General features: G+C 59.3%; 19 protein-coding genes. All 19 read left to right on the plus strand.

From position 1 onward, the window contains the following. Positions 1–31: 31 nt before the first annotated feature. On the plus strand, positions 32–1273 hold the full coding sequence (locus tag Q1A63_RS24465; RefSeq protein WP_299632661.1) for a transporter substrate-binding domain-containing protein: 1242 nt from the start codon (positions 32–34) through the stop codon (positions 1271–1273). Between the two features lie 23 nt (positions 1274–1296). Next, positions 1297–2064: a class I SAM-dependent methyltransferase gene (locus tag Q1A63_RS24470; RefSeq protein WP_298976505.1), complete on the plus strand. Its 768-nt coding sequence runs from the start codon at positions 1297–1299 to the stop codon at positions 2062–2064. Beyond that, positions 2061–3755, plus strand: coding sequence for a transporter substrate-binding domain-containing protein (locus tag Q1A63_RS24475; RefSeq protein ID WP_298976503.1), 1695 nt, complete (start codon positions 2061–2063; stop codon positions 3753–3755). The genes Q1A63_RS24470 and Q1A63_RS24475 overlap by 4 nt, the downstream gene beginning before the upstream one ends. After that, positions 3752–4348, plus strand: coding sequence for a hypothetical protein (locus Q1A63_RS24480; RefSeq protein WP_298976502.1), 597 nt, complete (start codon positions 3752–3754; stop codon positions 4346–4348). Before Q1A63_RS24475 ends, Q1A63_RS24480 begins: the two co-directional genes overlap by 4 nt. 93 nt (positions 4349–4441) lie before the next feature. After that, on the plus strand, positions 4442–5098 hold the full coding sequence (locus Q1A63_RS24485; RefSeq protein WP_298976500.1) for a DUF4255 domain-containing protein: 657 nt from the start codon (positions 4442–4444) through the stop codon (positions 5096–5098). Further along, positions 5098–5832: a hypothetical protein gene (locus Q1A63_RS24490; protein WP_298976499.1), complete on the plus strand. Its 735-nt coding sequence runs from the start codon at positions 5098–5100 to the stop codon at positions 5830–5832. The genes Q1A63_RS24485 and Q1A63_RS24490 overlap by 1 nt, the downstream gene beginning before the upstream one ends. A gap of 13 nt (positions 5833–5845) precedes the next feature. Beyond that, entirely contained in the window at positions 5846–8020 is a 2175-nt protein-coding gene (locus tag Q1A63_RS24495; protein WP_298976497.1) for a cadherin-like domain-containing protein, read from the plus strand. Positions 8021–8049: 29 nt separating this feature from the next. Further along, positions 8050–8508 (plus strand): phage tail protein, encoded by a 459-nt coding sequence (locus tag Q1A63_RS24500; protein WP_298976495.1) that lies wholly within the window; start codon positions 8050–8052, stop codon positions 8506–8508. Positions 8509–8521: 13 nt separating this feature from the next. After that, positions 8522–8968, plus strand: a complete 447-nt coding sequence (locus Q1A63_RS24505) for a phage tail protein (RefSeq protein WP_298976494.1) — start codon at positions 8522–8524, stop codon at positions 8966–8968. Next, positions 8968–9141 carry a hypothetical protein gene (locus tag Q1A63_RS24510; protein WP_298976492.1) on the plus strand — a complete coding sequence of 58 codons (174 nt, stop codon included), beginning with the start codon at positions 8968–8970 and terminating at the stop codon, positions 9139–9141. Before Q1A63_RS24505 ends, Q1A63_RS24510 begins: the two co-directional genes overlap by 1 nt. A gap of 3 nt (positions 9142–9144) precedes the next feature. Beyond that, a complete protein-coding gene (locus tag Q1A63_RS24515; protein ID WP_298976491.1) occupies positions 9145–9834 on the plus strand; it encodes a peptidoglycan-binding protein in 690 nt (229 codons plus the stop codon). Between the two features lie 3 nt (positions 9835–9837). Next, on the plus strand, positions 9838–11604 hold the full coding sequence (gene vgrG, locus Q1A63_RS24520) for a type VI secretion system tip protein VgrG (RefSeq protein ID WP_298976490.1): 1767 nt from the start codon (positions 9838–9840) through the stop codon (positions 11602–11604). A gap of 11 nt (positions 11605–11615) precedes the next feature. Then, entirely contained in the window at positions 11616–11906 is a 291-nt protein-coding gene (locus Q1A63_RS24525; RefSeq protein ID WP_298976488.1) for a PAAR domain-containing protein, read from the plus strand. A 1-nt stretch (position 11907) separates the two neighbouring features. Next, positions 11908–12345 carry a GPW/gp25 family protein gene (locus Q1A63_RS24530; protein WP_298976486.1) on the plus strand — a complete coding sequence of 146 codons (438 nt, stop codon included), beginning with the start codon at positions 11908–11910 and terminating at the stop codon, positions 12343–12345. A gap of 176 nt (positions 12346–12521) precedes the next feature. After that, positions 12522–13304: a hypothetical protein gene (locus tag Q1A63_RS24535; protein WP_298976485.1), complete on the plus strand. Its 783-nt coding sequence runs from the start codon at positions 12522–12524 to the stop codon at positions 13302–13304. Positions 13305–13611: 307 nt separating this feature from the next. Continuing rightward, a complete protein-coding gene (locus Q1A63_RS24540; protein WP_299632662.1) occupies positions 13612–17388 on the plus strand; it encodes a hypothetical protein in 3777 nt (1258 codons plus the stop codon). Further along, entirely contained in the window at positions 17385–18242 is an 858-nt protein-coding gene (locus tag Q1A63_RS24545; RefSeq protein ID WP_298976482.1) for a hypothetical protein, read from the plus strand. The genes Q1A63_RS24540 and Q1A63_RS24545 overlap by 4 nt, the downstream gene beginning before the upstream one ends. Then, positions 18239–20413: a hypothetical protein gene (locus Q1A63_RS24550; RefSeq protein WP_298976481.1), complete on the plus strand. Its 2175-nt coding sequence runs from the start codon at positions 18239–18241 to the stop codon at positions 20411–20413. The genes Q1A63_RS24545 and Q1A63_RS24550 overlap by 4 nt, the downstream gene beginning before the upstream one ends. Positions 20414–20952: 539 nt before the next feature. Next, positions 20953–22172: hypothetical protein (locus tag Q1A63_RS24555; protein WP_299632663.1), on the plus strand; the 1220-nt coding region annotated here is incomplete at its 3' end.

The raw sequence follows: 22172 nt of genomic DNA on the forward strand, positions 1-22172 counted from the left end.
ACCTGACGCTTTCACGGACCGCACCCACGCAATGCCAAAGTACCTTCTTAAGCTTCTATCCTGTCTGTTGCCGATGCCTGCCTGCATCGCATTGTTTGTTTTGATCCCGGCAATCCTTGTTCCACAGGGTGCATCAGCGTCCTGCCAGGCGCCAGACGCCAGCGCCGACGTGGTGGTTGCCATCCGCAATGCCGAACCCTTTACCTCACGCAGCCCAAGCGGGCTTGATGAAGGGTTTTCCGTCGATATCTGGACCTCGATCGAGCATGAATTGACCTCAAACGGGTTGATGGCCAAAAGCGACATCATTCTATGTAACAGCATCGATGATCATCTGCGCGCCCTGGAGAGCGGCGCAGTGGATGTGGTCATCTCCCCCCTGACCATTACAGCGGAACGCATGCAGGGGTTTGATTTCTCACAACAATACCTGCAATCCGGTCTCACGCTGGCGCATCGCTCCACCAGCGCGATTGATTTCAGCGAAGCCACTGGTGTGATCCTGCAGACCATTTCGCAACCAGGGGTCATTCGGGCAATTCTGGTGTTCCTGGCGATCAATCTCGTGCTTGCTGTGTTGATCCGGGCGGCGTTGCGTGCGGGCGGCTCGGGGGAGGAGATCGACACCGGACTTGGGCATTGGTTCGACAGCATGGTTGAGGCCTTGGTCCGCACAATCGGTCTCAAAGGACTGTCCGACCAATTCCGGACCCGCTGGGGCCGACTGCTGGAAATTCTCATGGCGCTTCTGGGCACCGTGCTTTCCGCGACCATATTGGGTGTGCTGACCACGGCTTTTGTGGGGTCCATCGGCGGATTGGACGTCACACCGGCTGAGCGGCTGCCGGAAAAGCGCATTGCCACGCTAGAAGGGTCGACCGCTCAGGCCTTTTTGATCGCGCAATATCCCGAAACCGAAGAAAACACGACGCACTCCTTGTGTAGCGTGCCGACTGCGGCCGATGAGAGTGACACATGCCTTGTCTACCAGTCCTGGTCTGAGGCTGTGGATGCTCTGGACCGCGGCGAGGTAGAGGCCGTGTTGGGGGACTGGGTGGCGCTGACCTATTTGTCGCGGACCGATCAATATCTGGACAGGATATCCGTGGATTCAAAGGTCTACCGAAACGAACCCTATGGGTGGGGCGTTTCGCGTGATCGAAGTGATTTGCGCCGCGGCATCGACAAAGCCATGATCGAGCTCATGCGCGACCCCAAATGGCGCAAACGGGTTGAGGCCTATCTGGGCGTTGGCACCGTGGCCCCGAACTGATGCGTGACCAGGAGGATGCAGATATGGCTCCTGACCGTAAAGACATCGCTTCGTCGTACCACGCATATTTCACGTCTGGTCATTATGATCGTCGGTATCCCAGCCCGAACAAAACGACCTGGCAGCGCATTTGCGATATCGTATCGCCGTCTACCCATCTGGTGGATTTCGGCTGTGGCAGCGGCAGGTATCTGTTGCGTCTGCAGGGCAAGGTGGCACAGGCCGCAGGGTTTGACATCAGCCCGGCCGCCATCGCGCTCCTGAAAGAGCGTGCGGCAGAGATCGGGTGGGATGATCTGGCGATTTTGGGCCCGGCGCCGGACGCGTTGCAGGACTACATCGAAAGGGTAGGGGAGGCGGACGTGGTGCTCTGCCTTTTCGGGGTGCTCGGACATATCGAGGATGCGCAGGTGCGCCATGATGCGTTGCGTCAGATGCATCGTGCCCTGAAATCAGATAGCGGGCGCCTGCTGATATCAGTGCCTAACATGGCCCGCCGCTTCTTCGCTGAGCAGCGCGTCGCCGGTCCAGATGCAGGTGGCGCGATACATTACGAACGCCGCATGGACGGCACCCATGTGGTCTTGCCCTATCAGCTGTTCGATCCCGCACGCCTGTGTCGCGAGTTGGCGGCGGCGGGTTTCGAGTTGCGCAGTCTGAAAGCAGAGAGCGTTTTGCCGGAGAGCTGGCTGCTGAACAACGCGCTTGCACGCTGGGTCGACAGCGTCCTGACGCCGTTCTGCCCGGCCCGCTGGGGGTATGGCATCATTGCGCTGGCGGTGCCCGCGTGACCTGTCTGCTGCGGCTGTGCCTGTTGGGGCTGATGCTGCTCGCTGGACCGGTCCTGCCGCAAACCGCTGAAACGCCAGCCATAGAACGCCGGGCAGAGATGCCAGAGAACCCGCAGGGACGTCTGGATCACATATTGCGGCGCGGCACCCTGATTGTCGGGGTCAAGGATGACTATCCTCCGATGGGGTATCGTGATCCGTCCAACGGCAGGATCGTCGGGTTCGAGCCCGACATGGCCCGTGCGATTGCGGCGCGGCTCGGCGTGGCGCTGGATCTTGTGCCGGTAACCTCCAACAACCGGTTGGGCCGCGTCAATCAGGGGCAGATCGATCTGGTGATCGCGACCATGGGCGATACGGCGGAGCGCAGGGGACAAGCGGGGCTGATCCAACCCAACTACTACGCCAGCGGTGTTGCGCTCTATGGGCGCAGCGATCATCCCTATACCGATTGGGGGCAGCTGCGCGGACGTCCCGTGTGCCTCGTGCAGGGGGCATATTTCAACCGCATTCTGGATGACACTTACCTTGTGTCGGCGCAATACTACCCAAGCTCACGCGATGCCTTGCTGGCCTTGCGTCAGGACGCCTGTGTGGGCTGGGCCTTTGATGATGTCGCCCTTGTCAGCCTGGCAGCGGAAGAGGCCGATGCGAACTTTACCGTCAAATTGCCATCGATTCTGGCCACCCCTTGGGCGATTGCTGTGGCGCAAGGTGAGGAAACTGCGGATTGGGGTCTGTTCCTATCTGACCTGATGGCCGAATGGCATGCGCAGGGTAAATTCCTGGAACTGCAGGATAAATGGGGTCTTTTGCCAAACCCCTATCTGGCGACCGCGCAGGAAATATGGGCGCGGAGCGGGGAGGACGGGTTTTACTGCGCCCGTGATCCCGAGACCGGCGACTACACGGCGACCTGTGTCACCACGGATGTGCTGCGCACCGGCGCGCCGCCGGTTGATGTGCCGGCATGGGCCGAAGCGATCCAAAACGCGACGGGTTGGGATTTGTCCGTGTTGTTCGATGCATACGACCGCACGCGGCTGACCCGCGGACTTGGCATGACACTGGCGCTGAGCCTCTGCGCGATTTTAGGGGCGCTCTTGATCGGCATCACGCTGGGTCTGATCAACGCAGGCCTGTCACAGGCTGCGCTGCTGGGGCGCCTTTTCCGCGCCCCGGTTCTGGCGGTCATAACCCTGGCGCGGATGACGCCGCCGATCCTGCAGCTCTATATTGTCTTTTTCGGTCTCGGCGGGCTGATGAGCAATGCCGGTCACGTCACGCCCGGCGCCTTTGTGACGGCGGCGCTGATCTTTTCCTTCTACGCAGGTGCCACCAATGCGGTGCTGATCACCCACGGTCTGCAGCAGGAGCGCGCGGCGCACCCCGAGCTTGACCTCATACATGCTTTGCCAAAGGCTCTGATCCGGTCCTATGACGGGTTGGTCTCCACCTGCGTGAACATTGTCAAAGCGGCAGGCATGGCCAGTGCCATCGCCCTGACCGAGCTGATTGCAACGGTGAACCTGATCATCACCGAAGGCGGCAATGCTTCCGTGCTGATGAACGGGCTGCTGGTGCTCTATTTTCTCTTCGTCATGTCCGTGCTCTGGCTGTTCCAGCGGGTCCGGCGCGTGTTGCTGCGCGCGCCCGCGTCGCGGTCGACCGTGCAGGGGTTGAGCGAATGATCGATGTTCTGATCGACCGCACCCCTTATCTGGCCGGCGGGTTCGCGATGAACTTGCTGATCTCGGCGCTGTCCATGACCTTTGGCACGACCGTGGGTCTCGCGATTGGCAGCTTACGCGCGCGGGGTGGGTTTATTGGCAAACCGGCCCGTCTGGCCACGGATGTCTGCCGCAATGTGCCCAGCTTTGTGTTGATGTTCTACATGGCCTTCATGTTGCCCTCGGAGGTGGAGATCGGGGAGGCGATCTACAAATTGCCGCTTTGGCTCAAAGCCACACTTGCTTTGACATTTCCGGTGATCGGCTTCGCCTCCGACCAGACGGTGGGATATTTTCGACAGAAGTCTGCGGGTGTGCATGGCGCGCGCGAGACCTTCATCGTGGCCTGGGTGCAGTATTTCCTGATCATCATAATGGCCTCCGCAACTGCCTCGGTGATTGGTGCGGATGAGATCGTCGGGCGCGCCAATATCGTGATTGCCAGCGGCAACAGCCCGCTGTTTCTGCTCACCACATATATGTATGTGGCGCTCTGGTTCATCACGACAGGATTGATCGTGACCAGCATCAGCAAAAGCATCATTCGCTCTTAAGTTGGTCTTGACGAATAGTGATCGCCAAAAGATTGTTCACTCATGAGTTGATTTCTGCGGCAGCATGTCTACGCTGCCGTTACGGAAACTGTTTTGGGGGCTGTCGATGTCGGTCGGAATTTCTGGACCTGGCACATTCATCAAGACCATTGCGATGGGAACGACAGGCTTGTGATCGATCTTGCCTTGGGACTTGTGGCGCAACGCCTCAATAGCCATTTGGCGGCGCGCTACGGCGTGCAGGATGATCTGGTGAGCCTGTCGCCGCTGACCGATGCCGAAGGTAAACCGGCTGCGGATGCGCGCAACCGGCTGGTCCTGTTTCTGACCAACATCGCTCAGGATGCAACGCCGCGCACCGGGGCCAGTCGCGGCTCGGTGCAGGTGATGCAGGCGCAGGCGATCCATCTCGATATCTACTTCATGCTGGCCTCCGCCTATGACGCGGAAACCTATGCCGAGGGGCTCAAACTGATCTCCGCGGCGCTGACCTATTTTCAGGCCAACCCGGTAATGACACCGCGCAATACGCCGGACATGCCGCAGGGTCTGAGCCAGTTGAGCCTCGACATCTCCAATCTTCGCGTTGAAGAAATGGGCCAGATGTGGGGCAATCTGGGCGGGCGCTACGTGCCGTCGGTGATGTTCAAGATGCGCTCTGTGATGATCGACGCGGGCGTTGTCTCCGAAGTTGTGCCGCTGATCACCAGACCCGGGCAATCGGCCGGGCAGGGCGGGGAGGCATCCTGATGGCCTACCGATCAATCCTTACCCTGTCGCTGGCACATGAATATTACGGATCGGATGCCATTCCGTTGCAAGTCAGGCCCGCCGATGCGCCAGCTTTTGACAAGGCGGGGCTGTTGATCCGCCAGCGTGGCAACACCGTTCAGGTTCTGGCAGATGATGCCGAGGCCCATCCCGACACACTGTCGCTGGACGTGCTGACGCAGACGCCGGATGTGTTTGTGGTCACCAAGGGTGCTGACTGGCGCAATGTCCTGATGTTCGATCTGAGCCTCGACAAAGAGGCGCTGACCCTGGATCCGGATGAGGCCCAGGACAAGTTGCCTCAGCACCGTGCAGAGCGGCTTGTCCGTCTTAATTTTGCGATGGCCCCTGATGCGGCGCGATCCTTCGATCTGTCGTTTGAAGCCGTCGAAGCACTCTGGGCCTATCATGTGACCGGTGGGCAAAACATCGAAGACCTCGAGGTCGTTGACCCCAAGGCACATGTTTCCTTTTCCGCGCAGGGCCAGGTGATCCTGCCCAATGGTCAGCAGGCTTTTGTCATCCGCTCGGATGTGCCGGTGCCAGCCCGCGCCCGCCCGGATCAGAAATTCACATTACAGCGGCCCAGTGCGTTCGGGCCCGAAACACTTGTACCAGTCCTTCCCGCAGCGGGGATTTCGTTCAAACCGATCGAAGAAGAGCAGGGCGGCGCTGCGCGCCTGCAATCAGACATTTACGTCTCACTATGGTGAAGGAGAGCTGAAGATGGCCATGAAGACGCCGGGCGTTTACATCGTTGAGAAAAACGCATTCCCCAATTCGGTTGTGCAGGTCGCAACCGCCGTTCCGGCCTTTATCGGTTACACCGAGAAAGCGGTAAACGGTAACGTTTCCTTGTCGAACACGCCGTGGCGGATCACGTCCATGTCGGAGTTCCACAGCTATTTCGGCTATGCGCCTGACCCTAAGTTCGAAATTGTACCCTGGGCGGAATTCGATGACGTCTCGCCCCTGTCACCGGAAGGTGCCGCGAAGCCCGCTGCCCTGCCGCGTGCGAAATTCACCACCCAGGGCCCACAGGGTCAGGAAGAATACGAGCTCAAGCAGACCAACAAGGCCTATGCGCTTTATGGGGCGATGCGGCTCTTTTTCCAAAATGGGGGCGGGCCGTGCTACATCGTTTCCGTCGGCACCTATGCTGATGACGAGATCGACGCCAATAAGATCATGGCCGGGATTGCCCTGCTGAAAAAAGAACCGGAGCCCACGATGGTGGTCATTCCGGAAACCACGCGGATGGTGAGGCAGAATGCGGTCAAAGTGCAGCAGGCGATGCTGAAACACTGCGGATCGGATATGAAGAACCGCTTTGCGATCCTCGACATCTCAGGCGGGCATCTGGCGCAGGCCGATCCTCTGGGCAACCCGGTTGCGACGTTCCGCAATGACATCGGGATCAACGATCTGGACTTTGGCACGGCCTACTATCCGTGGCTCGACACCTCGATTTTCCAGTCGCGTGATTTCAACTTTGAAAACATCGATCCCAAAAGCCGCAAGATGCTCATCGGGCTGATGAAGCGCAGCGTCAAGCGTGACCCTGAAATCTCGCCCGAGATCGACCGCGTCGGCGCGCCGGTTCTGGCTGGTGACTTCACGCTGTCCGTGACGCGCGGCGGCACGGTGGCGGTGACCGAAAAGGATGTTGTGTCCGAGGATGATGACACCGGCGATGAAGATCTGATTTATCAGCTGGACGGCGGCACTGATGACATGGCCGGTGCGCTTAAAGTCGACGGCGCGGATGCGACAAGCTTTACCCAGGCGGATTTGAAAGCGGGCAAGGTGTCTTTCGTGCACACGGCGACCGCCGGAGCCAAGGGCAAGTTCGACCTGATCGTCACTGACAAGAACGGGATCGCGACAGATGCCAAGACCATCGACGTCGAAGTCGTTGGTGGGCTGCTTGATCCCGATGCCGTGGAGGCGGGGACCGCCGTTGAAATCGACGTACCCGCGGATCACCCCGGTGCGGATAAGGCAACCGTGAAGCTCATGGACTCCGACGATGCCGAGGGCAAGGCAAAGTCCCAGAAAGGTGTCGGTGACTGGACGGTCGGCAAGGCGGGTAAGGTGACCTTCAAGCCTGATCCTGAGTTTGCAGGCCCCGAAGCCGTCGCAAGCTACACGATTGTCGATGGTGACGGGGCGGAGACCGCGCCTGCTTTGCTGCGGGTTCTGATGGACGGGCCGGTCACAGGCCCGGTTTTCGACAATCCATCGGCTGCGACGATCGACAAGACGCTGCGCGCCACGGTGCCACTCTATACGGATGTGATGAATGAGATCACCGCCTATATGAACGGGATGCCGCCCGCGGCTGCCATGGCCGGGATTTACACCGCGGTCGATGCCAATCGCGGTGTCTGGAAAGCGCCGGCCAATGTGTCGGTGAATTCGGTCGTGGGCCCCAAGGTCAACATCAACCACGAGGAACAGGAAAACCTCAACGTTTCCACCACCGGCAAATCGATCAACGCGATCCGGCCGTTTGTGGGGGAGGGGACCCTTGTCTGGGGCGCGCGGACGCTGGATGGCAACAGCCTGGATTGGCGTTACATCAACGTGCGCCGCACGATGATCATGATCGAGGAATCAATCCGGCTGGCCTCCAAAGCTTATGTTTTTGAGCCCAATACGGCACAGACCTGGGTGACCATGCGCTCGATGATCGAGAACTTCCTCACGTCGGTCTGGAAAGCGGGCGGTCTCGCGGGCGCTGTGCCCACGGACGCCTTCAGCGTGCATGTGGGGCTTGGCGAAACCATGACGCCGGTCGATATTCTGGAGGGGATTTTGCGGATCACCGTGTTGGTCGCGGTGACGCGCCCTGCGGAATTCATCGAAGTGACCTTCATGCAGCAAATGCAGAAATCGTAAGACACGACATATCATAAAGGACGAAGAATATGGCAGATGATGGTTCCGCCCAGACACAGGCGGTTTGGCCGCTTCCAAAGTTCCACTTTCAGGTAAAGTGGGATGATACGGAGCTGGCGTTTCAGGAGGTTTCCGGCCTCGATATCGAAACCCAGCCGCTGGAATACCGGGCGGGCAACAACCCGGTGTTTTCCACGATCAAAATGCCCGGCATGCTGAAAACCGGTAATATCACCATGAAGAAAGGTGTGTTCGTCAAGGACAACGCCATTTGGGACTGGTTTGCGGAGATCAAGATGAACACGATCACCCGCAAGGCGCTGACGATCTCCTTGCTGGATGAAGCGCAGGCTCCGACGATGGTCTGGAAGGTGCAAAATGCCTTCCCGGTCAAGGTGACGGGCACCGACCTGAAGGCTGAGGGCAATGAGGTCGCGGTGGAGAGCATCGAGATCGCGCATGAAGGGTTCGTCATAGAGAACGCGTAATCTCATGCAATTGATGGACCCTCCCGTCGCGTTTCATTTCGTGGTGTCCTTTGTGGGATTGATCCCACCGGTGCCCGATATGGCGTTTCAGGAGGTGTCCGGACTGGAGAGTTCCATTGATCTGGAACCGCTGGTGGAGGGGGGTGAAAATCGCTTTGTCCACCAGCTGCCCAAATCGGTGAAACACCCCAATCTCGTGCTCAAACGGGCGGTGACAACGATGGCCAGTGGCCTGGTGCAATGGTGCAAATCCACACTTGAGGGCGATTTCTCCGATGCCATCGTGCCGAAGGATATGGTTGTGTCGCTCTTGAGCGAAAACCAGATCCCCGTGACAAGCTGGTCGATTGGGAATGCCTATCCGATCAAGTGGACGGTGAGCAATCTGGACGCCATGAAAAACGAACTGGCGATTGAAACAATCGAGCTGTCCTACACGACGATCAAGAGGATGATGTAATGGCGGTGGAAATTGGCAGTCTTGTGGTGCGCGGCACATTTGGTCAGAGCGCGGGGCAGGGGGGAGTGAGCCCGCAGGAGCTCGAAGAACAGCTGATGCTGATGCGTCGGACGATGATCGATGAGATGCGCGACATGATCGAAGAAGCACACCGCCGCGCGCAGGAAAGGTAATCGGTGGCCAAGCTCAAGATCATTCGCTGCAAGATCAACAATGATCAGATCGAGGAGCAATCCGGCGATGACAACGCCTTTGAAGCGACCATCAACCCCGAAAAATATACCCACAAACTGGGTCTGAAATACTCCGGGGCGTCGCCGGCAGGGGGCGCTGGTGCAATCGGCAAATCCGCGGCAATCACCAAGTTTTCCAGTACCGAACCGGAGAAACTGGATTTCTCCATCACCCTGGATGGCACCGGTGTGGTGGAGAGCACGCGCGAGACCACGGTTGCCGATCAGATCGTGAAACTGCGCGACATTGCCTATGATTACGATGGGGACACGCATGAGCCCAATCCGGTCAAGGTTGTCTGGGGCGAGGGGCTGGAGGCTTTCTTTGGGCGTCTGACGAGCATGTCCGTCGACTACACCTTGTTTCATCCGGAGGGTGCGGCGCTTCGGGCCAAGGTCACCCTGTCATTTGTCGAGGCCGTAACGGAGGCGCAGGAAGCGCGCGAAGCGGGCCGATCTTCGCCGGACATGACCCATGTGGTGCGCGTGCGCGAAGGCGATACACTGCCGCTTCTGTGCCAGAAGATTTACAGCGATGCCTCGCGCTACATGGAAGTGGCGCGCTTGAATAATCTCGACAATTTCCGGACGCTGGCGCCTAATACGCTTTTGCGCTTCCCGCCAGTGAGGTAAATCATGGCCGATAGCCCGACAGCGAATGCCGACGGTCCCGTTGGAGTCACGATCAAGGTGGATGGTACCGCAATTGCAGATTCCCTGATGGTTGCTTCGGTGAAGGTTTTCAAGAAAGTCGGGCGTATCCCTGAGGCTATCGTGACCATCGAGACCGGGTCCATCGCGACAAATGAGTTCGACGCCATCGACAGCACGGGTTTTGACCTCGGCAAGGAAATCGAGATTTCGGCCTATTACGGTTCAGGCACCCCCGGGGAGATCTTCAAGGGCGTGATCTACGGCAAGCGGATGCGCATTCGCAATCCGCATCCGCCGCGCATGATCCTGACCTGCCGTGACAAGGCCGCTGCGTTGAACGTGATCGAGAAAACCGCGCAGTTCATGGCCCAGAAAGACAGTGACGCAATGTCCCAGATCATATCGGATGCCGGGCTGACTGCGGACGTCAGCGCGACCTCGACCAGCGCGCGGGATCAGTTGCAAAACAACACGACAGATTGGGATTTCCTGCGCGCGCTGGCGGATCGCAATGGGTTCATCCTGCTTGCAGAGTCGGGCACGGTCACTGCCAAGGAACCGGATGATAGCGGGTCGGCGGTTTTGACCCTGACCCTGGGGGTAGACATCATTGACTTTGATGTTGCCGCCGATACCGGGCATTTGTTGGGGGCCGCTTCCGGCACGTCCTGGGACGATAGTGCGCAGGAGACGGTCTCAAAAGATGGTGATGCGCTGCCGACGCAAAACTGGGGCAATCTGACCAGCACGGCGCTTGCCGATGTGATTGGCGCGCAGGAGCATCATTTCGCGGTCCCCGATATAATTGATGCAGCGGATATCGGCGTTATGGCGTCCGCACGGACCCTGCGATCCTCTTTGTCGGCCTTGCAGGGGCGGTGCAGCTTTATCGGCAGTGCACTGCCCTTGCCAGACACGGTTCTTGAGCTCACCGGGGTGGGTGATCGTTTTGGTGGCAAGGCCTATGTGTCCGCTGTCGAGAACACTATCGAAGACGGTGAGTGGCGCACGGAAGTCACGCTGGGGTTGCCGGGGGATTGGCGCTCCGACACTTCCGATCTGGGAGGGGCAGATGCCGCGGGGTTGACCACGCCCATCCACGGTTTGCAGATCGGGAAGGTCGTCAAGATCACCGAAGACCCAGACAGCCGGTTGCGTGTACAGATCAACCTGCCGATGTTTGGAGAGAAGGATACGCTGGTCTGGGCGCGGTATGCAGCCCCCTATTCGACGGCAGATGCAGGCATTCAGTTCATGCCCGAAGTGGATGACGAGGTTGTTGTCGCCTTTTTGAACGCGGATCCCAATGCGCCGGTCATTCTGGGGTCACTGCACAATGGCACGAATGCACAACCCTATGCGCCGGATGATCCCAACACCTACAAGGCCATTGTCAGCAAATCGCTGATCAAGATTGAATTCGAGGATGAGAAGAAGATCCTGACGCTGGAGACACCAGGCGGGCATAGCGTCGTGCTGGATGACGACGGGCAAACCGTGACGATCACGGACAGCAACGGCAATTCCATGGAAATGGCCAGTGCGGGCATCACCCTGGACAGTCCCGGAGATATCACCCTGAAGGCCACGGGAAACATCGCCCTTCAGGCAACGGGCGATGCGACCGCCGAGGGGATGAATGTGTCTTTGACGGCCAATACGCAGCTGACCGCCTCCGGCAATGCCGGGGCAGAATTGTCCGCAAGCGGGCAAACGGTGGTCAAGGGCGCCATCGTGATGATCAACTAGGAGGACTTGCCATGCCACCCGCCGCCAGACTGACCGATATGCAGACCTGCCCGATGGTGACGGGTGTCGTGCCGCATGTGGGTGGGCCGATCATCGGACCCGGTGAGGCTACCGTGTTGATCGTGAGCTTGCCCGCGGCGGTTGTGGGCGACAATTGCACCTGCGTCGGGCCGCCTTCGACCATCGCCAAGGGGTCGGCCACAGTCATGATCGGTGGCAAACCTGCTGCCCGCATGGGCGATACAACCTCTCATGGCGGTGCCATTGTCCTTGGCGCCCCAACAGTATTGATCGGAGGCTGAGATGGCGCAGAACGATCCTTCCTTTTTAGGGCGCGGCTGGTCTTTCCCGCCTCGGTTTGATGGCCACACCGGGCAGGCCTATCTCTCCCAGGCCGAAGAGGACATTGTTGAGAGCCTGCGCATTCTGATGGAAACCCGCCCGGGGGAAAGGGTCATGCATCCGACCTATGGGTGCAAATTACACGACCTTGTCTTTGAGCCAATGAACGGTGAAACCCAGGCGGCCATCCGCGTTGCCATCACCCATGCCATCTTGTTTTTTGAACCGCGCATCACGCTGAAGTCGGTGTCGGTCGTGCCCAGTGATTGGGCCAACGGGGTTCTGCGGGTCGAGCTTGGATATACCGTCAACCAGACCAACACCCGTCACAATATGGTTTTTCCGTATTATATCCGAGAAGGCACGCTGGTTTCCGATTTGCCGATCCCGGTGGAGTAATCCGGATCGTGGCAGGCTTAAGCAACATAATTAACATTATAAAAAGATGCGGGCGACGTTCTTGTCTCGTCCTCACGACCACTGCTTTGGCGCTGACCAGTTGCGGGCCGATTGATGCCTTCAAATCCAGCGCAGTCGGTGAACGGTTGGGCTTGGCGCCAATTGTGCCCTGTGAAGTGACCAAACTTGAAGGCAAGCGCCTGATTGGTGCCTATCTGCGTCAAGTCACGGTCACCGAAGGCTATGACATGTTTTCGATCACCGGTGTGCCGCGCAACAGCGGGCTGCCGCGCAATCTGAATTTTGACGACAGCAAAATCCGGCGTTTGTCACAGCTCAGCGAGGGTGGCTTTAGCGGGTCTCGGCGCAGCACGATCACGCCCCGGGCGGGGTTCCCTAAATCCGACACGCTGCCTGCCGTTTACGATATGACCTACCGGGCAGAGCGCATCGATTATGCAGGTCCTCTTGTTGTGGGGACAAGTGCGGCGGGTTTCGAAATTCCGACCACGGGCCGGGCGCTTTATAGCGGTCCCGTCCAACTGTCTCTGAACCTCTTTCTCGAAGACGGCACCGTGGAATCCTCAGCCGCACAAGGCCGGTTCAACGCCGATATCGGCTATGGCTCTGGCCGGGCGCTTTTCACCATTTCAGCGCTGGAGACAACCGACGGCAACGCCCTTCCCTTTGAGAGCCTGACCTGGGCCAATCTTGGCGTTTGCGGCACCCGCGTGGTCAGCAGCGGTCAGGGCAACATCAAGGTGGTGACCGAAGAGGGCCGCAAAATCAGCCCGTTCATCACCGGGCGTTCTGTCGTTCCCGCGCGGTCGAATTTCGAGTCGATGCAATTCGCCAATCAGGATCGTCCGGCCCCACCAGAGGCCTTTGGAGGCATTTTTTCGATTGAGAGTGACGTAGGGACACTTTCAGCCGTATTCCTGTCGGATAATTCGCCCTAGGCGGGAACCTTTGTCTTGCGCCAAACCAATGGTTGCTGCACTCTACTTTCGGGGGAATTTAGGTTGCCGAATACGTTATTAACAGATGCCTCCGCTTGGTGGGCAATGACCTCCGACCTGACTACATGCTCCTAATTCCGCGGTTGTTGTGCTTAAAGACTGGAAAAACATCAAGGTAACCCCCGGTGCACTCGAAGGCGAACGGCTGCCGCAACCGCTGGAAGACCGCCCCCTGAATTTGCGCCCGTTGCGCTTGGCTGAAGCATTCTGCGCTGCTGGGACACACCTGGGTGCGCAGGACGCGTATATGCGCAGCGCTGCCGATATCGGACCCTGGGCGCGGTTGTTTCTGGCCGAACCTGCCTATGTTCTGGCCGAGCTGATTTCGTTTCATGCCGAGGATGCCGCGCGCCGTTTCGATGTGGCGCTTGAGGAAGACCCCGATGCGGCGCTTCAGCAAATCGGCACCTTGTCGCGCCGCCTGAGGGACTGGCTCATTCGGATCAAAGCCAGCCACCTGTCGCTTTTCTCCAAGCAGATCAATCAAATCGATGCAGAGGCTGATTTGACGCCCCGGTTGAACGGTCTGTCGCGCAGCAAGTCAAAGGATGTTCTTGCCGCTGTGCAAAGCTGGGGGATTGCGGCGCGGGCGCTCGAAGACAACCGGGACGCGCTGCACAAGGCCCGTGCCATCGAGACCGGGATGCGCGGAACCCATGCGCTGTTGCGCAATACGGTTGTCACCTTGCAACCCGTCGCAAAAACGGCCTTCGATGCGCGTATTGCGTCAGGCAACATGGACCCGACCCTAGGGTTGCTCATCGCTGAACTGAGCACGTCAAAGCTGGTGGACGCGCAGATCAACGACTTTCTGGACCGGTTCACGCAATATTACTATCGCGCGGTGATTGGACAGGAGCCAGAAGCCGCATCGCGCGAACGCGTCCTGCTGCACTTGCCCCTCAACCGAAGATCCGCGGTTCTTGAAAAAGGCGCGCCGCTGCAGGCGCGTACCGATGCCGGTATGGTCCAGAGCTTTGAAACAGAGGCGACCGTGGCGGTGAGCTCGGCGACCCTGTCCCGAACCGCCGTGCTCAGCTATGATATGGATCCACTTGTCTCACTCAATGCCGCTTTGAATGGCATAACAGGTGTGCGTGCCGAAGAATATGCGCCGGGGTCGCGTACCGACTGCACCCCTGTCTTTTCACCACAGACCAGCGCACCCGTCACCTTGGGCCTCGACGTTGCCTCGCCGATCCTGGCGCTGGCCGAGGGGGAACGCTGGATCGAAGTCTCGATCAATATGACGCGGCGCAGCGCCCTGCCCGCACAATCGGATCACCGGCCCAAAACGTTGTCCGACATCCGAGGGGACGGGCCACTTGATCCGGATCTGGTGCTGGCCCTGCGCGAAGATCCCGAGTTGGTGCAGGCCTTCAGCCCGTTCGATCTCGACCTCAGCATCGAAAGGATCGCGCGCAAAACACAGGCCCTGGCGGCAGAACGGCGCGTCACCCTGTCCCTGTCGCTTGTCTACGAGGTTTTGGCGCATCATGCGCTTGGGGTGGAGCCGTTGCGCGTGCTGCTGGGCCGGATTGTGACGCTCAGCCTGATTGAAAACCAGCCCTTTCCCACGGGGCGTTACTGGACCGCCCTGCGTGCCAAAATCGATGTGTGTCGCGCGGATCTGAGCGGCCAGTCAGCCACCGAGGCCGATGGCCCGACACACCCTTCCATGATTTTCGAGGCCTTCGAGACGGAGCCGGACGGGTCCTTTGTGCTGGGTCCGGAGGACGTTTTTGAAAAACTGCTGAGCGATGCCTTTGCCATTACCCTCAGCACCAAAGATGGCCCGGTACAGGCGACCGTGACGCAGGTTCTGTCCAATGTTCACAAGAGCGAAGGGGGCCTGACGCTCAAACTCAAACTGAACGACACTGTGGCCCCGATTGTCGCGCCGCCAGATGAAGCCGCGCCAATCCTGTCCATACGATACGCCGCGAACGCGCGGATCTGCCCGGTGTCTTTCTTTGAACGCTACCAGATCAAGAACTTTGATATGCGTGTCAAAGCGGTCGGGACGAAACAGCTTGTTGCGTTTTCGGATGACGCTCCGGTTGTGACGGATCAGTTGTTCATGCCCTTCGGGGCACGGCCCAAGGATGGGGCCTCTTTCTGGGTCGGGTCGGCTGAAATGGCCTCAAAACCAGTGACGGATGTGGGCATCGAGATTGAGTGGGCGGAAACGCCCGATCCCATTGGCGGTTTCGAAGGTCACTACGAAAACTACGCCAACACAAAAGAGGTCCCGGATCCGAAACTGGCGCTTGAATTCCTCAGCGGCGAGGGGTGGAAAGCACTGGGGCCCGAAACCACGCCCATGTTCGAACGTTCCGATTTGGGCGAGATGAAGAAGCGCTGGACCTTCGAGGGAGAACTGCACGCGCCTTCCGCGCCCGCAAATCGGACGCTTGGGCCGCAGGATTTCAGTGCACGCCAAAACGTCCCCTCGGGCATGGTGCGCCTGACGTTGAGTGACACGGCAAATGGGTTTCTGGCAGATGAATACCCAATGGCCTTGGTCAAGGCGATGCGGCCACGTGTTTTGCCGCAGCCCATCCTGCCGCCCCGACCCGTGCCGCCCGCCCCTTTCGTGCCGCGCATTGCCAAGATTTCGCTCTCTTACACAGCGCATGCGAAGATCGAAGTCAACGCACCGCAAACCGCCCGGATTGGCGAGAAAGTCGTTCAGGTTGGCCCGTTTGGTCAGGTCGAGGTTTTTCCCAAGCGCGCATTGCGTCACGTCACGCTCTTCCCTCCACGGCTTGGGTACGGGCATCTTTTCCTGCAGATTTCCGGCCCTGACGCCACTGGCCCGGTGACGCTGTTGTTGAATGTCGCAGACAGCGGGCATCTGCGCCGTGTGCCTGCACCCAATCCGATTGCCTGGTACTATCTGACCCCTTCCGGCTGGACGCCCCTGCCTGCGACGGCGATTTCGTCCGACAGCACGGCGGGCCTGATGCGCTCCGGTCTGATTGCGATCAACCTGCCTGAGGACGCAGTGCGTGAGACACCGGAAATGCCGGGCACCGGGGTCTGGCTCGCGGCTGTGGCGACAAAGCCCGATCTCAGCGCCTTTCCAAATGTCACCTCAATCGAATCCAATGGCGTTTGGGTGGTGCGCAGGGATGATAGCCTCAGCAATGGCTATGAGCCGCGGAGCTGGACGTTTGAGCCGCCCCAGGTGGGCATCGGTGCGCCCACTGAAATTCCGATCTTTGGCGCGGTGCGCCCGCCTGAAACGGCGCGGGATTTCACCGCGCGGGTCGGAGAGCGTCTGCGCCACCGCAAAAGAGGTGTCACACCCTGGGATGTCGAGCGGCTCGTGCTCGATGCCTTTCCCGAAGTTTGGATGGTGAAATGCCTGCCGCATCTGGACCGCCGATCACCGCAACCCGCGCCAGGTCGGGTGACCGTGGTTGCCGTGCGCAAGCCGCCTGTTCTGACCGCAGATGCACCGGCATCGCCGCAGGTTTTTGACGTGGGCACCCTGCAACGCATTCAAGATCACCTGGAAGCGCTCGGCCCGGAATTCGCGGAATATGATGTGGTGAACCCCAGCTTCGAGCGTTTGCACGTGCGCGCCAGTCTTGCATTCGATCACTACCGTGATGATGGCGCGATGGCGCAACGGCTCAAGACACATTTGAACCGGTATCTTTCGGTCTGGACAGCGCCAGAGCCGATGAAACGGTTTGGCTGGTCGCTCAATGTCAAGCTGCTGCGTGCGCATATCAACGCGCTGGACTATGTGCGCCGGATCAACGATTTTTCCGTCTTGCATCTGGCCGCGGATGATACCGGGCGCCACGTCCTGCTGGATACGGCGCAATCCGATACGCGCGGCCCGCACGGCCCTTGGATCACTCCAGCGCATCCCTGGAGCCTGCCGCTATCCGCCGCAGATCACGCATTGACACCGCTACTCACGCCACAGGACGACCGACCCACCCAAAGCGGGATTGGCAGGCTGTCCATTGGCGACATGCTCATTGTGAGCCAAAGGACGAATTCGTGACAAAACAAGACCGAACGACGCTCAAATCTTTTTTTCGCGAAGGGGCTTTGCCAACGGCAGAGCACTACCGCGATCTGATCGACAGCAATGTGAATATGGTCGAGGATGGGTATTCCAAGACCCCGATCGACGGTCTCAACCTGAATTCCGTGGGCACATCCCTGCGCGTCATGAGCCTCTATCAAGGGCTCAGCACGCCGACGCCGTCCTGGACAATCGAACATGGGCCAACGACCTCCGGGCAGGCGCCTGGCGCGCTGCATTTCAAACCGCATCTCGGGGCGCAGGCCAACCAACTGGACAACCGCACCCCTCAGACAAAGGCGCAGGGTTTCAGTCTGACGCGGGATGGGCGCGCGGGGTTTGACAATGAAAATCCGGCATGGCGGCTGGACATCAACGGGGTTGCCCGGATGGCCGGACGGGTCGGCATGCCCTCGCCCGACATCGCGCACATCCCGGCGGATGGCAAATGGCATGACATCACTGCGTCGATGACGGGCTGCCAGGCCTTTGAAGTCATGGCGGGTGCGGGTGCCGAGGTGAACGCGGGCCACTACGCAATGCTGCATGCCATTGCGATGAATGCCTTTCATCCGCGCAATCCAATCCTCAACTGGTTGTTCGGGCGCCGCCGCATCCGGTCGCAAACCGCTGTCTATGGCAGTTACGCAGACCGGTTGAAACTCCGGTGGGTGGCCACGCAGGAACGACACCATTTCAAACTGCAACTGCGCTCAAATGCGAATTACGGTGTTGGCAAAAACATCCGCTACTACCTCACGCGGTTGTGGTTTGATTCCCTCATGGAAGGCTCTCGCGGCAATGCGGACCGGGATGAGGGGTTGCTATGACGCTGGAGCCGCCTGCACCCATTGATTTTGATACGCTGAGTCGGACGGCGATCGGTCACGCGCAGGCGGCATCCGGCAACATCTGGACGGACTACAATATTCATGATCCCGGCGTCACTTTGCTGGAGCAGACGTGTTATGCGCTGACCGAAGTGTCCTTTCAGGCAACCCACACAACACCGGACCTGCTGACCAACGCCAAGGGCGCCATTCGATTTGATGAACTGTCTCTATTCCTTCCCGCAGAGACGCTTCCGGGCGATCCGGTCACGCTTTTGGATCTCGCTGCCGAGCTTGCTGAGGTGGTGGGTGCGGCGCGCGTTCTGATCTCGCGCGGCCCGCAAGTCGGGTTGCTTGATGCGGTGATCATACCGGCACCGGGCGCGCCGGGAACGGATGCGAAAACGATTACAAGGCAGGTGCTCGAAGATGTCACCCGGGCCTTCCGGGCGCGTCGGCCGCTGGGCTGTGATCTCAACAATCTGCATGTTGCCGAGCGCGCACCCGCGCAGCTTTCGGGTATCGTGGAAATCACCGGCACCGCAATCCCCGAGCGCGTGGCGGCGGAGATTTACTACCATATATCGGCGATCCTGCGCGGGCAGGCTGTTGGCACCGAAATTGCCGCGGGCGCGACGCGGCAGACGGTTTATGACCATCCGCAAACCTATCTGCATGCGCCCTCGGATCAGGACGGCAAGGTGCCGAACCTGGAAAACCACCTGACCGATTTGCGGGCGATCCCTGGTGTGTCGGACATCACCGATATGTCGCTTGCCCGGCAAAAGCCGACGTCACCGCAAGCCGAAGAGACCGCGGGTGTGCACTACCTTGATCTGACGGTTCCGGAGATTTCTTCTGATATCGATCTTGTGCTGACACTGAATGGCGTTCCTCTGACCTTGGACGCCAATCAAATCCTCGAAGAATTTGTGCGTGTCTCCGCAGATCATATTGCGAAGGCGCAGCACCATCTTGAAGCCGCGGATTGGGCACCGCCATCGCCGGGTCAGCGCCGGAGTTTTGAGACTGCGCCGGTCGATGCGCTTTTGCCAAATGTCTACCAGGCCGAGGCGCGAAAATCGCCAGAGGCGCAACTGCTTGAGCGATACCGTGCCGCGATCAACGCGCATCTGAAAGACATGTCCGTGACCCTGCGGGATCTGCCGAGCTTCCTGACAAGATCCACGCGAGAAAACACCGCTGACCCTGCGGTGCAGCGTGAACGCGTTGCATTGCTGGACTTCCTGATCGCCCATCAGGGTGAAGAAATGCCCAAAACCTTGCATGCGGGTCTTCATACCTATCGCACGGCGGCGGAGCGGGGGTCGTTCGGCATCCGCTGGCGACTTGATTTCCTGGATGCCCTGCCCCGCCTGAACCGGGGGCGGGGGGCCGGTCCGGAAGGCGGAAAGCCTGGCACTTTCCTGGAGAAATTCAGGCTCCTTGCCGATCTGAAACGCGGCAACGGCGAGGGTCTGGCGCGGGCCGGTCAGGATATCTCGCCATCCGGCGCAGATGGGTCTGCGGGTGTGGCGCCGGATTTTCCCCGTAGTGAACTCAAGCTGCCTGCCAATCCTTTTGACATGCTGATCCCGCGCAGCATATCTGCCGACCCTCTGTCCATAGATGCGCTGCGGGAGGCCAGCCCCTGGATTTCTGATGCGTCATGCCCTTCGGATCTGTTTGTGCGCGCGGCCTCGCCGAGCTGCTTTGTGGTGTCCGAAAAAGCGGATGGAACCTTTGGCGTTTTCTTTGACGGCGGGCATGCCACGCATCTTTTTACCTGCGCAGCATTTGAGACACACGCGGATGCCGCCACATTCACCCAGCGTCTCCGCGCCAGTTGGAAGCGGCAGCACATGTTTGCGGAAGGGGCCTATCTGGTCGAGGATATTCTGCTGCGCACCGCCGGGGTCGATTTTGCGCCGAACACGGCCACCCTTGTCTTGACAGGGTGGACCGCGCGCACCACGCAGCCAACCTATCGGTCCTATGTAGAGGGTCTGATCCATGCGCTTTCACCGGCGCACCTGCTGATTGAACCACTTTGGCTTGAGCATCAGGAAATGGTGCAATTCGAAGATTTGCACCGCCAATATCTGGCCGGCGATGTTGAGGCCAAACGCAGCCTGCGCGCTTTCCTGAGTGATCGGAAGTTGTCGCGATGAGTGCCAACCCCCTCAGAGAACCCCATGGGGCAGGACCCGTGCACGCCATCGGCACCATGGCCATTGACTTCAATGTCGCCTCAGGAACCGGGCCACTCGCGACGCCGGATGCGGTTTTGTCTCAGACCAGATTGCATTTGCTCACCACCCTTGAGGCCGTTCTGACAGAGCCTTCACTCGACGGAGTTGTTGCGCGGGTCGAGATGTTGGAAATCGACCTGGGCACTTGGCCGGAAAATCCAGACTGGACAGATGTGCGCCGTGTCTTTGCGGAAAGGCTCAGGGCGGCCTTGGACCCCTATTTGCACTGGCCAGATGAGGATGCTGTGCCTTCGGAGGCCCCAGGGACCCTGCCCCTTATATTGTCTGAAACCCATCAGACGGCTGGCCAATCCGGCCTGCGGGTTGATCCCATTCCGCAAGCAGAACCCGACCATACACGCCCCCTCAAACAAACTGTTTCCGTGGCATTTTCCGCGGTGCTGTTTCAGATGCAGCAGAGGTTGCAAGGGGTTTCAGATCAGGCCCAACGCATGGCAGTGACCCGCGCCATCCGCGCCATGACGCCCTCGTCAAAATCCGGCGGGCTGACCGAGACGGCGCTGCATGCGCATATCAGGACCGCCATTGGGTCCCTGGACGAAGAAACGCTTGCAGCATTTCGGGAATTCCTTTCGGATCATGGTCCTGCGCAGGTCGCAACACTCTCCGGGACGGCCGGCGGGCCGATCCGCGCGTACCCAACAGCAACCGTAGATCAGGCTGAGGATGGTGTTCACAACCGGTTGGGGCAATCGGGAACCACGGGGCGTTTTGGGGCAGACCATAGTGTGTCCTCTACTGGTTTTGTCGAAGCGAATTCGGCAGTAGAAACGGATGATGATCGTGAAGTTTCGCAAACCAAGCGAAGTGAACCAGGCAATGAAGCTCCGGAAGCGGGTTTCTTGCTGTCAAACGAGGGTTTGTCCGAACACCCATCATTGACTGGCGCGGAGGTCACCAGAAAAACCTACTTCAATGAGGAAAGCAGCGATCTTGCGCAGCTTCTGGTCGATCGGGTCGGTCAGCTTGGCGCAGTTGCAAAGCGTCTTGAGGCTGTCATCAAGGAGTTGTTGATGCGCTCCGGACACACACAGGCAGGTGCTCGTGCCGGGTCAATCGCTTCTCACCTTACAGCCCGCATTCTTGCTGAGGTGCATGAGCTTACTAAGGTGCACGAGGTTTCCTCTGACCGTCAGATCCAGAACCCCGACGCTTGGCAAGCAGCGGAGCTTGGGTCAGCATTTCCCAATCCCAATCCCAATCCCAATCCCAATGCCAAGGACAAGGCCGCCGCGCAGCAGAAAGCGGTGGCGGCGAAGCAAGAAGTACCTCCGCTTGATTCAAGCGATGATGCGTCGCCGAGAGATCAAGTTGCTACCTGGCCACACGCGTCGCGCTTGGAACATCCCGCAAACGTTGCAAACGCGGAGCCGGTCGGTATTGATCCGGCGGAGAAGCCGCCGATTCATTCTTACGATGGCCATGATGCGCCAGAGAGTGATGCTGATCTATGGATCCGGCTGCTGGTTGCCGCAGGACATAGCGAAGACGTTGCGATTGCGGCGCTCAACCATCTGCAAAGCGGCGGTAAGGCTAATGGTTTTTCCACCTTGCGCAAAGTAGAGAAACGCGATTTCAAAGCTGAGACTGCTGAGACTGCTGAGACTGCTGAGACTGCTGAGACTGCTGAGACTGCTGAGACTGCTGAGACTGCTGA

This window comes from uncultured Roseobacter sp., from assembly GCF_947499265.1.
Lineage (GTDB): Bacteria > Pseudomonadota > Alphaproteobacteria > Rhodobacterales > Rhodobacteraceae > Roseobacter.